Source organism: Streptomyces sp. NPDC059874 (assembly GCF_042731135.1).
GTDB lineage: Bacteria > Actinomycetota > Actinomycetes > Streptomycetales > Streptomycetaceae > Streptomyces.
The window spans coordinates 110,200-124,639 of the sequence record NZ_JBHWJY010000005.1; the positions used below are offsets into that span (position 1 = coordinate 110,200).

Sequence of the window (14,440 nt, forward strand, 5' to 3'; positions counted from 1 at the left end):
CGTATGGACTTCGGCCTCGTCCTGCAAACCGATCCGCCCGCCTCGCAGGTGGTCAGCCTGATGCGCCGCGCCGAGCGCAACGGCTTCCGCTACGGCTGGACCTTCGACTCCGCCGTGCTGTGGCAGGAGCCGTTCACCATCTACAGCCAGATCCTCGAACACACCCGCAAGCTGCACATCGGCCCCATGGTCACCAACCCGGGCACCCGTACCTGGGAGGTGACCGCCTCCACCTTCGCCACCCTCAACGACATGTTCGGCAACCGCACCGTCTGCGGGATCGGGCGCGGCGACTCGGCGATGCGGGTCGCCGGGCGCAAGCCCAACACCCTGGCCCGGCTCGGCGAGGCCATCGACGTCATCCGGGACCTGGCCGAGGGCCGCGAGGCCGTCGTCGACGGCAACCCGATCCGCATCCCGTGGATCCGCGACGGCAAGCTCCCCGTCTGGATGGCGGCGTACGGGCCGAAGGCGCTCGCGCTCGCCGGACAGAAGGCGGACGGCTTCATTCTCCAGCTCGCGGACCTCTACCTCACCGAGTGGATGATCAAGGCGGTCCGCGAGGCGGCGGTCGAGGCCGGCCGCGACCCGGCCGCGATCACCATCTGCGTGGCGGCCCCCGCGTACGTGAGCGAGGACCTCGCGCACGCCCGCGACCAGTGCCGCTGGTTCGGCGGCATGGTCGGCAACCACGTAGCCGACCTCGTCGGCCGCTACGGCGAGCACTCCTCGATGGTCCCGGACGAGCTCACCGAGTACATCAAGGCCCGCCAGGGGTACGACTACAGCCACCACGGCCGCGCCGGGAACCCTTCGACCGACTTCGTCCCCGACGAGATCGTCGACCGTTTCTGCCTGCTGGGGCCGGTGGAGGCCCACATCGAGAAGCTGCGGGCCCTGCGCGACCTCGGCGTGGACCAGTTCGCGGTGTACGACATGCACGACGCGAGGGAGGCCACGATCGACGCGTACGGGCAGCACGTCATCCCGGTGCTGCGCGACTGACGCCGCTCAGCAGAGCGCGGTCGGGACCCTGCGGCCGGTCCGGTGCGTCCACAGGTGCGGGACGGCCTGGGCCGGCGGGTGCACGGTCGCCGGGTACAGCGCGACGGCCTGTCGGGCCACGTACACCCGGGCGACGAGCTCGGCGTGGTCCGAATGCGGCAGGTGCATGCCGAACACCTCGCGCAAGACCTCCGGAACCTCTTCCGGGGCGAACGCGCGCGTCTCGGAAGTACCGTCCGGAAGGGTGGTGGTGAGGGTGCTGCCGTCCAGGGCGAGGTGCTCCCGGTCGCGCATCTGCTGCACGAGCAGGCGTCCCGCGAACGGGGAGCGCACGTGCGTGGACAGGAAGTGGTTGGCCACCACCCAGTCCGGCGCGTACCGCTGGTCGAGGGTGAAGGCGTGCAGGTCGAACCAGCCGTCGGCGCCCCGCGAGCGCATCGTGTACAGCAGGTTGCCGGTCTCGGTGAGGGTCCGCTCCAGCCGGAAGCCCCAGCCGCCGACAGAGGCCTCGGCGCCGTCGACCAGTTCCATGGGCTCGATGGGATTGCGGCCGAAACCCGGGTCGCAGACCCACACCTTGCCGGTCTCGGGGGTCTCGACCGTCTCCACGCGCAGCATCGCGTGCGTGGCCGGGCGGAGCGTCTCGGTACCGATGCGCACCCGGGAGGCCAGCCCCGTCACCTTGAACCCGATGCGCTCCAGCACCGCCGCGAGCAGCACGCTGTGTTCGTAGCAGTAGCCGCCGCGGCGGGCGTGGACCAGCTTGTCCTGCACGTCCCGCAGGTCGAGGGGGATCGGTCGGCCGAGCACGATCTCGACGGTCTCGAAGGGGATCGAGGTGATGTGCGCGCGGGTCAGCGCACGCAGAACGTCGAGGGTGGGCGCGAGCTCTCCGTCGTATCCGGTACGCCGGAGGTACGCGTCCAGGTCGAGGAGGCCGCCCTGCCAGGCCGTGGCGTCGTCGTTCGTCGTCATGCCGGACATACTGCACAAGGGTTCGCTCCCGGCCGGACCCTCCGGGTGCGAGAACGTCACGTTCGCGGGACAGTGCCGGCTGCCTACGGGGTCTCGGCGCCCCAGCCGTTCGGGCAGGAGGCCGGCTTCGTGCCGTAGACGAAGGCCACGAAGTCCTGGAGTTCCGGGACCCAGTACGGCCACTGGTGCTCGCCCGCGCCCTGACAGTAGCGGTGGGCGACCCCGCGGTCCTTGAGGTCCTGGTGGAGGGCGGCGGCGCCGAGGCCGATGTCCGTCTCGCCGGCACCGCCCGCGCCGCCCGCGTAGAGGGCCATCCGCCCGCTGTACGGGGCGTACTTGCCGTCCAGCGCGAGGTTGACCGGGTTCAGGGCGGGCCAACCGGAGGGCGGACCGAAGACCGTCGCCATGCGGTACGGGGTGTCGCCCGTCACCCGGAATTTCCCGTCGAACAGGCCGGTCCAGACGATGGAAGCGCCCACCGCCCAGGTGGAGTCGGCGATGAGGTTCTGGGCGCCGGGGTGGTGGATGTCCGTACCGGCCGAGAACGCCCCGACGGCGGAGAACACCTCCGGGTGGCGGCCCGCGTAGCGCAGGGCCCCGTAACCGCCCATCGAGACGCCCGCGACGGCCCGCCCGGAGGCGGCGCGCACCGTGTTGAAGTTGGCGTCGATCCAGGGGACCAACTGCTCGACGTGGAAGGTCTCCCACTGCGGGGCGAAGAATCCGTCCGTGTGCCCGGGCCAGTCGCTGTACCAGCCCGCCTTGCCGCCCTCCGGCATCACCACGATGCCCGGGAAGGCCGAGCCCGCCAGGGCGGCGGTGACGTTGCCCTCGTCGGTCTTCGACCACTGCTCGACGTCGCCGGTGCCGCCGTGCAGCAGGTAGAGCACGGGGTAGGGGCGGGCCGGGTCGCGCCGGTAGTTCTCCGGCAACAGGATCCGAACCCGCACCGGCACCCGCACCGGGTCGATCGACGGGGTCCCGCCGTGCGGGGCGAAGATCGCGGCGGTGGTGACAGCGGCGTCGCCCATCCGCTCGCTCTGGCCGGCGGCGGGGGACCAGGTGCGCAGGGTCAGCCCGTGGGCGTTCGGCGCGGGCAGCGAGGGCAGGGCCGTGGCCCCGGCTCCGGCGGCCCCGGCGGGGGCGCCGGGCACGGCCACCGCGAGCGCGGCCGCGGCGGCGAACAGCGCCAGCGCACGGCGCAGGACGGAGGGACGGCGCACAGGGTCTCCCAGGGGGCGGTGGCGGGTGGCCCGGCCGGTGGATCCCGGCCAGGCCGCACTCACCAGGCATTACGCACTCCTCCGGACGGACGAGGCCCCTTCACGGTGGCCGATTCACCTCGAGTACACCCGGTGTCCGGGCGGACGTTCGCAGCCGGCGGTGGGGTTTGTCGGTCGGGCGTGCTTTGCTGGGGGCATGATCAATGAGTTCCTGGCCAAGGGCCTGCCCGATGTCGAAGAGGCCGTCCGCAAGGCGGCGGCGGTCGAGATCATGCCGAGGTTCCGACAGCTGGCCGAGCACGAGGTCGACGAGAAGAGCGGCCCGCACGACCTGGTGACCATCGCCGACCGCAAGGCCGAGGAGCACCTGACGGCCTCCCTCACCCGCCTGCTGCCCGGCTCCGCCGTGGTCGGCGAGGAGGCGGTGCACGCCGACCCGACGGTGTACGGGGCGCTGCGCGGGGACGCCCCGGTGTGGATCGTGGACCCGGTTGACGGCACCCGGCAGTTCGTCGCCGGCGACGCCGGCTTCTGCACCCTGGTGGCGCTGGCCCACCGCGGCGAGATCCTCGCCTCCTGGACCTTCGCCCCCGCCCTGGAGGAGCTCGCCACCGCCGTGCGCGGTGCGGGCTCGTACGTCAACGGCGAGCGGATCCACTGCGGTTCGCCCGAGGCGGGCGCCGACCTGCGGGTCGCCATGGCCCACCCGCTGTACACCTCCGACGAGCACAAGCGCATCCTGAGCCGGCTGGACGTGCCCGGCGTCGCGGCCCGGCCGTGCGGTTCGGCGGGCCTGGAGTACCTGAAGGTGGCCCGCGGCGAAATGGACGGCCTGGCCTTCACCTGGCCCTCGGCCTGGGACCACGCGGCCGGTCTGCTGCTGGTCACCGAGGCGGGCGGGGCGCACAGCACCGTCGACGGGGTCCCCTTCCGAGTGGACCGGGACAACGCGCTGCCGTTCGCGGTGGGCCGCGACGAGGCCACCACCGTACGGATCCGAGACCTGCTGCGCGGAGAGTAGCCGCCCTCCGGCCGGCCGCGCGGTGGGGGCGGGCGGTGCGGGCGCAATATCCTGGAGGCGCAGGCGCCGCCGGACGAAGGAGTCGCAAGTGCCGTCGATTCTCGATGCGGTCGTGGTGGGGGCGGGGCCCAACGGGCTGACGGCCGCCGTGGAACTGGCCCGGCGGGGCTTCTCGGTGGCCGTCTTCGAAGCCGGCGAGACGGTCGGCGGCGGGGCCAGGACCGAGGAGCTCACTCTCCCGGGCTTCCGGCACGACCCGTGCTCGGCGGTGCACCCGCTCGGCATCGGCTCGCCGGTCTTCGCCACGATGCCGTTGAAGCGGTACGGGCTGGAGTGGCTGCACGCCCCGCTGCCCATGGCGCACCCCTTCGACGACGGCACGGCCGCCGTGCTGTCCCGCTCGGTCGCGGAGACCGCCGCGTCCCTCGGGCCGCGCGACGCGGGCACGTACCGGCGCCTCGTCGAGCCGTTCCTCGGCAAATGGGACACTCTCGCCCGGGATTTCATGTCCCTGCCGAGCACCGCGCTGCCCCGGGATCCGCTCACCCTGGCCCGGTTCGGGCTCACCGGGCTGCCGCCCTCCACGTGGCTGATGCGCCGCTTCCGGGACGACCGGGCGCGGGCGCTGTTCTCCGGGCTCGTCGCGCACGTCATCGCGCCGCTCGGCGGGATCGCCACCGGCGCCGTCGGCCTGGTCTTCGCCCTCGCCGCGCACGCGAACGGCTGGCCGATGCCGCGCGGTGGCTCGCAGTCGATCTCCGACGCGCTCGCCGCTTACCTGCGCGACCTCGGCGGGACGATCCACACCGGCTTCGAGGTCAAGCGGCTCGACGACCTCCCGCCGGCCCGCGCGTACGTCTTCGACACCTCGCCGACCGCGCTGGCCCGGATCGCCCGCCTGGGGCGCGCGTACGACGGCTACAAGTACGGCGCCTCCGTTTTCAAGATCGACTATGCGCTGGACGGCCCTGTCCCGTGGACCGCGGAGGAGCCGCGCCGGGCCGGCACCGTCCAGGTCGGGCCGGGCGCCCGGGACATCGACGCGGCCCTCCAGCTCGCCTCGGGCGGGCGGGCCCCCCGCAACCCCTTCCTCATCACCGCGCAACCCAGCCTCGTCGACCCCGGCCGGGCGCCCGACGGCAAGCACGTGTTCTGGGCGTACGGACACGTTCCCGCGGGCTGGGACGGCGACCTCACCGACGCCGTGGAACGCCAACTGGAGCGCTTCGCCCCGGGCTTCCGCGATCTGGTCCTGGCCCGGGCCACGGCCGGCCCGCCCCAGCTCGCCGCACGCAACCCCAACTACGTGGGCGGGGACATCGCCTGCGGCGCCGCCGCGGGACTCCAGCTCCTGCTGCGGCCGAAGCTCTCCCTCACCCCGTACGCGACGGCCCACCCGGCGGTCTTCCTGTGCTCCTCCGCGACCCCTCCGGGGCCTGGTGTGCACGGGATGTCCGGGCACAACGCGGCCAAGGCGGTCTGGCGCCGGCTGCGTGCCGCTTCCGGCTGACGGCACGGCCCGGGGCGGGGCGGGGCGGTGCCGGGGGCCTGAACGAAGGCGACAATCGACGTTCCGAATGCAATCCTCATCGGATCGCCGTGGAGGAGAGAGGACGGACGGATCATGGTGCGAGTAACCCTGGTGCAGGGTGACATCACGGCCGAGCACGTGGACGCGATCGTCAATGCCGCGAATTCCTCCCTCCTGGGAGGTGGGGGAGTGGACGGCGCAATCCACCGCCGCGGCGGCCCGGAGATCCTCGAAGCCTGCCGGTCCCTGCGCCGCTCGCACTACGGCAAGGGCCTCCCGACCGGCCGCGCCGTGGCCACCACCGCGGGCCGGCTCTCGGCCGAATGGGTGATCCACACCGTCGGCCCGGTCTGGTCGCGCGAGGAGGACCGCTCCGAGCTGCTCGCCTCCTGCTACCGCGAATCCCTGCGGGTCGCCGACGAACTGGGGGCGCGGACGGTCGCGTTCCCCGCCATCTCCACCGGTGTGTACGGCTGGCCGATGGACGACGGGGCGCGCATCGCCGTCGAAACGGTCCGTACGGCGCGCACCCGGGTGGAGGACGTGCGATTCGTCCTCTTCGACGCGGCGGCATACGCGTCGTTCGAGGCCGCCCTGGGGTGAGGGCCGGTGTGGCCCGGTGTCCGCCGCGGCGGAACGGGCTCCTCTTCCCGCGCACGCTCCGCCCGTCGAGTCTGTGTTCACGCTGTGGAGAAGCGGGAAGTGGTCCTCTCGACTCCAAGGGATCTACGGTCCGGCCGACGTAGCCTGAGGGCCGCAGGGGGAGGGGATCGACTGATGGAACAACTCGGCGCCGCCGATCCGTTACGCATCGGGTCCTACGCACTGGCCGGTCGGCTGGGGGCGGGCGGGATGGGCATGGTGTACCTCGGGCGGTCGGCCGGAGGCCGAACCGTCGCGGTGAAGGTCGTACGGCCGGAACTGGCGGGGGACCCTGCCTTCCGGGACCGGTTCCAGCGGGAGGTGGCGGCGGCCAGACGGGTGTCGGGGGCGTTCACGGCCCCGGTGGTGGACGCCGACCCGGACGCCGAAGTCCCCTGGATGGCAACGGCGTTCGTCGTGGGCCTGTCGCTGCACCGGGCGGTCACCGCGCACGGCCCGCTGCCCGAGGCCGCGCTCCGGATGCTGACGGCGGGCCTCGCCGAAGCGCTGGTCTCGGTGCACGGGGCCGGGGTGATCCACCGGGACCTGAAGCCGCCGAACGTCCTGCTGGCCCTGGACGGCCCGCACGTCATCGACTTCGGCATCGCCCGCGCCGCCGAGGGCACGGTCCTCACCTCGACCGGCTCCGTGATCGGCTCGGCGCCCTACATGTCCCCGGAGCAGGCCGTGGGGCGCCACCTCACCCCGGCGAGCGACGTGTTCTCCCTCGGCTCCACGGTGGCGTTCGCGGCGAGCGGCACGAGCCCCTTCGGCGACGGGGCCGGGGCGGCCGTCCTGTACCGGGTCGTCCACACCGAGCCGGACCTGTCCGCGGTACCCGCGAGCCTGCGCCCGCTGATCGAGAGCTGCCTGGCCAAGGAACCCGGCGAACGGCCCACCCCGCACGAGGTCGTCGCCCACGTCGAGCGGGCGGACCGGTCCCACCGTGCTCAGGGCTGGCTCCCGGGGCCGGTGGCGGCCGATGTGCTCGCGCTGCGGGCGGCCCTCACGGCGCTGCCCGAACCCGCACCGACCCTGCCGCTCACCGGGCCGACGGCAGTCCTCCCCGGTGGCTCCGGCGCCCCAGCGGACATACCGGAAGGCGACCGCGACCGCGGCCCGAGCCGCCGCAAGCTGCTCCTGGGCCTGGCGGGCGGCACCCTCGCCGCCGGGGCGGCGGGCACGGTCTGGGCGATGAACCGGGACACGTCCAAGCGGGCCGGAGGGTCCGGCACGCGACGCCCCTCCGGGAACGACGTCCTCGAAGCGAAGTTGGCCTGGCAGAAACGCATGCCAGCCGCGTGCCCCCAGGTGCTCTCCGCGAACGGCACCGTGGCGTGCGTGTCGCTGCGCCAGATCTGGGGGCTCGACGACCAGGGCCGCGACAAGTGGACGGTGAACGGTGACTTCCACGGCCTCGCCTTCTCCGTCACCGGCCCCAACCCGAGGAGCGTCGCCGCGGTGGACGGCGGCCGCCTCCACGTGGGCGGGACGACCGGCATGGACACGGCCGCCCCCAAGGCCGCCGTCCTCGGCCTGCGCATGGCCGACGGCAAGGAGTCCTGGACAGCCGTCCTGAACGAGGCGGAGGGCTCGGGAGCTTCCGGCTTCTGCGGGGTGCGCGGCGGCCGCGCCTACGTGATCTCCCTGACACCCGGGAGGAGTTCCGCTTCCGAGGGATACGGCGTGTGGGCACTGGACCTCGCGTCCCGCGCCACCGCCTGGTACCGCACGGCGGAGACCCAGCCCCTCTTCCATGCCCTGCCGTATTCCGGGGACGGCGTCCTGTACGCGGGCGCCGAGCGGCTGGTCGCGCTTGACGCGAAGGGCGCCGCCGCCTGGTCGAAGGGGGTCAGGCCGGGCGCGCTCGCCACCGCCGCACGGTACGCCGTCCTCGTCGATACGCAAGGCGCGATGTCCGGCCTGGACCTGGCGACGGGCGAGCAGGCGTGGAAGGTGCCGGGAGCATCGGCCGTCGCGGCGTCCGCCCGGGGCGACGGCATCGCCACCGACGAGCAGGGCATCGTCGTGTACGCCCTGTGGCGCGACGCGGACGGTGGCCTCTCGCTGGCCGCCACGGAGGCCGCGAGCGGCCGGACCAGGTGGCGGACGCCGCTCCCGGCCGATGCCGAGGGCTCGGCCCCACTGGGTGCCCGCCTGCTGTACGCCGACGGCAACGTGTACCGGATGGGAGCCGACTGCGTGCTCTGGGCCTTCGACGCGTCGAACGGCAAGCCCCGCTGGAAGTACTTCGATTGGAAGGGAATCGATCCCGTGACCCTGGCCTGGAGCGCCGGCGACGGCCGGCTCTGCCTCGCGAATCCGAACACGACGACGGTCGTCGCCCTGCACGCGAACGGATCCTGATGACGAACCCGCCAGAGCCGCCGCACCCGCCGGCGCCGCCGCACCCGCTGGAGCCGCTGGGCCCCTCGGATCCGCCCCGGGTCGGCCCGTACATCCTCCTCGGCAGGCTGGGCGCCGGGGGTATGGGCGCCGTGTACCTCGGGCGCTCGCCCGGCGGCCGGACCGTCGCCGTGAAACGGGTACGGCCGGAACTGGCCGCAGACCCGGGCTTCCGGGCCAGATTCCGCGCCGAGGTGACGGCCGCGCGAGCCGTCTCCGGCGCTTTCACGGCCCCCGTCGTCGACGCGGACCCCGAGGACCCGGCGCCCTGGATGGCGACCGCGTACGTACCGGGCGTCTCGCTCGGCCGCGCCGTGGCCCTCGCGGGCCCGCTGCCGCAGCCCGCGTTACGGGCGCTCGCCGCCGGGATCGCCGAGGCGCTCGAGTCGATCCACGCGGCGGGCCTGACCCACCGGGACCTCAAACCGGGCAACGTGCTGCTCGCCCTGGACGGCCCGCACGTCATCGACTTCGGGATCGCGCGGGCCGCGGACGGCACCGTGCTCACAGCGGCCGGCACCGTCCTCGGGACCCCGGCGTACATGTCGCCGGAACAGGCCACGGCCGGCCAGGTCGGCCCGGCGAGCGACGTGTTCTCGCTCGGGACGACCCTCGCCTTCGCCGCGCGCGGCTCGGGGCCGTTCGACGGCGGGCGGACCGTGGACGTCCTCAAACGGGTCGTGCGGGGGGAGCCGGACCTGTCGGAGGTGCCGGACGGCTTACGTCCCCTCGTCGCCGCGTGCCTGGCGAAGAACCCCGCCGACCGGCCCACTCCGCGCGAGGTCGTCGCCTACGTCGAACGGGACGCGGCCCCGCGCCCCGCGGGAGCGTGGCTGCCGCCGGCCCTGACCGCGGCCATCGAGGCGGCCGCGGCGGTCATGGCGCCCGAGGTGGCTCCGGTGCCCACGCCGCCGGCCCTCCCGCTCCCACCGGCTTCCCCGCCAGGGCCGCTGCCCGGCCCGCAGTCCGGTCCGCCGCCCGGTCCGCAGTCCGTCGAACAGGGCCGCCCCGGCCGTCGTGCGCTGCTGCTCGGCGTGGCCGGCGGAGCCGTCGCGCTGGCGGGCGGCGGCACTGCGGTGGGGCTGTGGCTCGGGCGCGGACGCTCCGGCGAGCCGGGTGGCGCCAAGAAGTCCGGGCACGCCCTGACCGACCCGGCGCGCCCGCTCGGAACCGGGGTGACGGCGACCCCCCTGTGGACGGCGCCGGTCACCGAGCCTCCCGTGCAGATCACCGGCGAGGGCGAGACGGTCCTCGCGATCAGCGCCAAGAACGCCTGGGCCATGGGCCGGACCGGCCTTCCTGTCTGGGGTCCGGTGGCAGTCACCTCCGACGCGCTGTACGGAGGTCTCGTGGGCCTCGTCGCCACCGTTGCCGACGGCACGGCGTACACCGTGGTGGCCGGCGGTGCGAACGGGCGGGAGTCGATCCTGAGGGCCATCCGTCTCGACACCGGAGCCGACGCCTGGACCTTGCCCTTGAACGGCCGGCCGACGTCCCTCGTGCCGGCCGAAGCATCGTTCAACGTGTCGGTACTGGGCATGCTCGGCGGGAAGATCTACATCACCGGCACGACGTCTTCCAGCGCCATGAACCCCTCCGCCGATCCGTCGAAACGCTTCGAGTTCCGGAGCGGACACACGATCTGGGCGGTGGACCCGGCCGAGCGGAAGGTCACCTGGAAGGTACGGCTCACGGACCCGGAGGTGACGATCAGTCAGGGCAGGATGTTCCTTCCTTCCTCCGGGACCCGGATGATGTGGGTGACGGCCAACAACGACGGCAGCCCCGCCAGGATCGCGGGCATCGAGACGACCGGCGAGGGGAAGGTCGCCTGGGAGCAGCCCTCTCCGGGTGCCGCCGGAAACACGATGGACCGACTGGTGCAGGGCCAGCGCGGCTTGTTGAACGACGGGCCGCACTCCTCGGCCGGCGGCTACTTCCTCCACATGACCGACGGCCTGTACGCCATCGACCAGGCCAACGGCCAGGTCGCCTGGCGATCGCCCAAGACCGCCTTCGGGACCGTGGTGGCGAGCCCGGACGGGAAGACCGTCTACGCCGCGGGCATGGCCAGCCCCGTGGACGTCCCCGGGGTGCAGGGCATTCCCGGGCTCGCCGCCATCGGCATCGTCGTCTACGCCTTCGACACCGCCACCGGTGCCGTCCGCTGGGCGGGCTCGGTCGAGCACAAGATCTCGGGAGCCCTCACCCTCCTGAGCGCGGACGACACCGTCTTCCTCAGCTCCGGCGGCTACCTCTGGGCCTTGAACGCCGAGGACGGCAAGGCCCGTTGGACATACGTGCTGAACTCCGCCCTGGCGTACGGCTCGGTCGCCGTCTGGGCGGGCGGCGGCCGCGTGTACGGCACGGGCACGAACGGCCTGGTGGCGCTGAGCGCGAAGTGACCACTCAGCGGCACTGTCCCGTCCGGGGACCCTGGACCAGGGTGCCCTCGCGGTCCAGGGCCGGGGCGTTGCCCGCGCAGCGCAGGGGCCCGGTGACCCGGTTGGCGCGGCGTCGTCTCCTCGAGGGGAGGGCGGTTGCGTTCGACGCCCTGCGGGGAGTGCGGGGACGCCCCGGGAAAGGCGCCCCGCCGGGAGGCTAGAGGCGGCGGGCCGAGGCGCCCGGGGTGGGGCGCGGGTAGGTGCGGGACTGCTTGACGCTGCCGTACGCGAAGCTCGACTCGATCGAGGCGATGCCGGGGATGGCGTGGATCCGGTCGCGCACCAGGGATTCGTACGCCTCCAGGTCCTCGATGACCACCCGGAGCAGGTAGTCGCTGCTGCCCGCCATCAGGTAGCAGTCCTGGATGTGCTCGATGACCGCGACGTGCTCCTCGAAGGTGCGGACCGCGTCCGCCGTGTGGCGCTCCAGGCGGATCCGGACGAACACGGTGATGGGCAGACCGAAGGCGACCTGGTCGACCATGGCCGTGTAGCCGCGGATGAGGCCGGCCTCCTCCAGGCGCCGGACCCGGCGCAGGCAGGGCGAGGGCGAGAGGCGGACGCGGTCGGCGAGGTCCTGGTTGGACAGCCGTCCGTCGGCCTGCAATTCCCGGATGATCTGCAGATCGACTGCGTCCATGGCCACTCCTTGGCAGATTCTGCCCCAAACGTATGTCCGGGAGGCAGAACTGGCAATCGACTGCCCCGGCCCAGGCCCTAGCGTTGCGGGGTACGGAATCCCGTACGCGTACGACCCCCGAAGCTGGAGCCGCCACCCTTGGTTGCCATCGACACCACGGCCGCCGCCGCGAGACCCGCGGCGGCCGGCCGGAGCCGGCTCTCACCACAGACCGAGGGCATGGCGGCCCTGCTGGTGACCGTGGCGATCTGGGCCGCCTTCGCCCTCAGCGCCCGCGCCCTGAGCGCCTCCTCCCTGCTGCCCGCCGACGCCGCCCTGCTGCGCTTCGGCGTCCCCCTCGTCGTGCTCTTCCCCGCCCTGTGGCGGCGCCGCCACCGCATCGCGGCGGTCCGGCCGGGCGCCGCGATCAAGATCGTGTGCGGCGCGGGGGTGCCGTTCTTCCTCGCGGCGATGCACGGCGGCGCCCTGACCTCCGCCGCGTTCGTCGGCTCGATCGTCCCCGGCATGGTCCCGCTCTTCGTCTCCGCGCTCATGGTCGCCCGCGGGCACCGCGCACCCCGTGGCACGCAGGCGGCCGGGCTCGCGCTGATCGCCGTCGGCGTGGCCGCCCTCGTCTGGCGCTACGTGGTCCCGGTGGACACGGACGTACTGGCGGGCGCCGGCACCCTGCTGGTGGCCAGCGGGCTGTGGGCGCTGTACACGGTGGGGCTCAAGGAGGTCGACCTCGATCCCGTCGGGTCGATCGGGCTGCTGTGCCTGCCCTCCTTCGCGATCATCGGACTCCTCGTCCTGACCGGGGTGCTCCCGACGGGCCTCGCCCACGCGGCCGGGGCGGACATCGCCCTGTTCCTGGTCGTGCAGGGCCTCGGGGTCGGACTGTGCGCCGGTCTGCTGTACGCCTTCGCCATCCGCAGGCTGGGCGCCGAGCGCAGCTCCGTCGTCGGCAGCCTCAGCCCCGTCGCCGTGGTCCTGCTCGCCATCCCCGTACTCGGCGAGTCGCCGACCCTCGCCGTCCTCGTCGGCGTCCCCCTCATCACCACCGGCGTCGTCCTCGCCAACCGACGCCCACGACCCAAGGTTCCCGCAGATGCTTGAGCTCCTCCCGCCGCCGCCCGCCGACCCGTTGTGGGTCCTGACCGACGAGTTCGGCGCCGACGCGCGCCCCGAACGCCTCAACCTCGTCCTCGGCGTCTACCGCGACGAATCGGGCCGCACCCCCGTCATGACCGCCGTGCGGGAGGCCGAGATCCGGCTGGCGGAGCGCTCCGAGTCCAAGGAGTACCGGGGCCTGTCCGGCAACACCGCGTTCAACCGGGCCCTGCTGACGATGGTCCTGGGCGCCGGCGGCCCCTCGGAGCGGGCCGCGGCCGTCCAGACCGTCGCCGGCTCCGGTGCCCTGCGCCTGCTGGCCGACCTGATCTGCCGGACCCGGCCGGGCACCACGGTGTGGATCAGCGACCCCGCCTACGTCAACCACCGCCCCATCCTGGAGGCGGCCGGGCTGAAGGTGCGTACGTACGGCTGGCGCGACGCCGAGGGAGGTTTCGACACCGAGGGCGTGCTGCGGGAGCTGAGCGGCGCGGGCCGTGACGACGTGGTCCTGCTCCAGGGCAGCTGCCACAACCCGACTGGGGTGGACCCGCTGCTGGACGATTGGGAGGCGCTGGCCGAGTCCGCCGTCAGCCGCGGCTGGGTACCCTTCGTCGACCTCGCCTACCACGGGCTCGGCGACGGCCTGGAGGCCGACCTGCTGCCCACCCGGATGCTGGCGGCGCGCGTGCCGGAGATGCTGATCGCCGTCAGCTGCTCGAAGAACTTCGGCCTCTACAGCGACCGCGTCGGCTGCGCCATCGTGCTCGGCGCCTCGGCCCGGGCCGCGGGACACGCCGAGACGGCCCTGCAGAACGCCGCCCGCACGCAGTACTCGATGCCGCCCGAGCACGGCGCCGCCGTGGTGACGACCATCCTGGAGGACGCCGGGCTGCGGGCCGCGTGGCGCGCGGAGCTGGACCTCATGCGGGGCCGGATCACGGCCAACCGGGCCGTGCTGACCGCCCACCTGACCGCGCTGGGCCTGGGCGCTCAGGCGCGGACGCTGGCACGGCAGAAGGGGATGTTCTCGATGCTGCCGCTCACGGCAGGGGAGATGCTCCGGCTGCGCAGGGATTTCGCGATCTACGGCACGACCTCGGGGCGCGTCAACATCGCGGGCATCCCGGGGGACCGGATCCCGTGCCTCGCGCGGGGCATCGCGGCGGTGGCGGTCTAGGCAGCCTCACGTTCACGCAGCCTCACGTTCAGGCAGCCTCACAAGGCCCCGGAAGCAAGACAGTCCCCGGCAGTCCCGTCGATTCCACGAGCCATCCGCCGTCGCAGGTGGCTCCCATGGTCGAACGCGGTCTGCCGGGGGCCTGGCCAGAGCCTGGATAAGGGTCACGCGGGCCTCTGAACGTCTTCAGAGGGCGGAGCGGCTCTTTCCGGTGATCCGGTGTAATGACGAGTTTCCTCCCTATTTGCCCGGAGTCAAGAGGTTCCCGGACGTAAGCTGAAAGA

The 14,440-nt window shown here is 73.3% G+C and carries 11 protein-coding genes; 8 read left to right on the plus strand and 3 right to left on the minus strand.

Going from position 1 to position 14,440, the window contains the following annotated elements:
• Positions 1-3: 3 nt before the first annotated feature.
• Entirely contained in the window at positions 4-1,005 is a 1,002-nt protein-coding gene (locus tag ACFV9H_RS04800; RefSeq protein ID WP_385393329.1) for a TIGR03842 family LLM class F420-dependent oxidoreductase, read from the plus strand.
• A 6-nt stretch (positions 1,006-1,011) separates the two neighbouring features.
• On the opposite strand, the gene ACFV9H_RS04805 is transcribed toward ACFV9H_RS04800, so the two are convergent.
• Positions 1,012-1,980 (minus strand): arylamine N-acetyltransferase, encoded by a 969-nt coding sequence (locus ACFV9H_RS04805; protein ID WP_385393332.1) that lies wholly within the window; start codon positions 1,978-1,980, stop codon positions 1,012-1,014.
• 83 nt (positions 1,981-2,063) lie between these two features.
• The gene (locus ACFV9H_RS04810) at positions 2,064-3,203 is read right to left on the minus strand and encodes an alpha/beta hydrolase (protein WP_385393335.1); all 1,140 of its coding nucleotides are present in this window, start codon (positions 3,201-3,203) and stop codon (positions 2,064-2,066) included.
• Between the two features lie 196 nt (positions 3,204-3,399).
• Here ACFV9H_RS04810 and ACFV9H_RS04815 point away from each other — a divergent pair, with 196 nt between their 5' ends.
• The 5 genes from ACFV9H_RS04815 (at position 3,400) to ACFV9H_RS04835 (ending at position 11,208) form a co-directional block, all read left to right on the plus strand.
• Entirely contained in the window at positions 3,400-4,224 is an 825-nt protein-coding gene (locus tag ACFV9H_RS04815; RefSeq protein ID WP_385393338.1) for an inositol monophosphatase family protein, read from the plus strand.
• An 88-nt stretch (positions 4,225-4,312) separates the two neighbouring features.
• Positions 4,313-5,734: a phytoene desaturase family protein gene (locus ACFV9H_RS04820; RefSeq protein ID WP_385393341.1), complete on the plus strand. Its 1,422-nt coding sequence runs from the start codon at positions 4,313-4,315 to the stop codon at positions 5,732-5,734.
• Positions 5,735-5,848: 114 nt separating this feature from the next.
• Entirely contained in the window at positions 5,849-6,358 is a 510-nt protein-coding gene (locus ACFV9H_RS04825; protein ID WP_385393343.1) for an O-acetyl-ADP-ribose deacetylase, read from the plus strand.
• 174 nt (positions 6,359-6,532) lie between these two features.
• On the plus strand, positions 6,533-8,764 hold the full coding sequence (locus tag ACFV9H_RS04830; protein ID WP_385393346.1) for a PQQ-binding-like beta-propeller repeat protein: 2,232 nt from the start codon (positions 6,533-6,535) through the stop codon (positions 8,762-8,764).
• On the plus strand, positions 8,764-11,208 hold the full coding sequence (locus ACFV9H_RS04835) for a protein kinase (RefSeq protein WP_385393349.1): 2,445 nt from the start codon (positions 8,764-8,766) through the stop codon (positions 11,206-11,208). The genes ACFV9H_RS04830 and ACFV9H_RS04835 overlap by 1 nt, the downstream gene beginning before the upstream one ends.
• 196 nt (positions 11,209-11,404) lie before the next feature.
• Here the strand turns inward: ACFV9H_RS04835 and ACFV9H_RS04840 are convergent, their stop codons facing one another.
• Entirely contained in the window at positions 11,405-11,887 is a 483-nt protein-coding gene (locus tag ACFV9H_RS04840; protein ID WP_385393352.1) for an Lrp/AsnC family transcriptional regulator, read from the minus strand.
• A 138-nt stretch (positions 11,888-12,025) separates the two neighbouring features.
• On the opposite strand from ACFV9H_RS04840, the gene ACFV9H_RS04845 reads away from it, so the two are divergent.
• Both ACFV9H_RS04845 and ACFV9H_RS04850 read left to right on the plus strand, forming a co-directional pair.
• Positions 12,026-12,982 (plus strand): DMT family transporter, encoded by a 957-nt coding sequence (locus tag ACFV9H_RS04845; RefSeq protein ID WP_385393355.1) that lies wholly within the window; start codon positions 12,026-12,028, stop codon positions 12,980-12,982.
• Positions 12,975-14,156 (plus strand): aromatic amino acid transaminase, encoded by a 1,182-nt coding sequence (locus tag ACFV9H_RS04850; RefSeq protein WP_385393358.1) that lies wholly within the window; start codon positions 12,975-12,977, stop codon positions 14,154-14,156. Before ACFV9H_RS04845 ends, ACFV9H_RS04850 begins: the two co-directional genes overlap by 8 nt.
• The last annotated feature ends 284 nt before the right edge of the window (positions 14,157-14,440 follow it).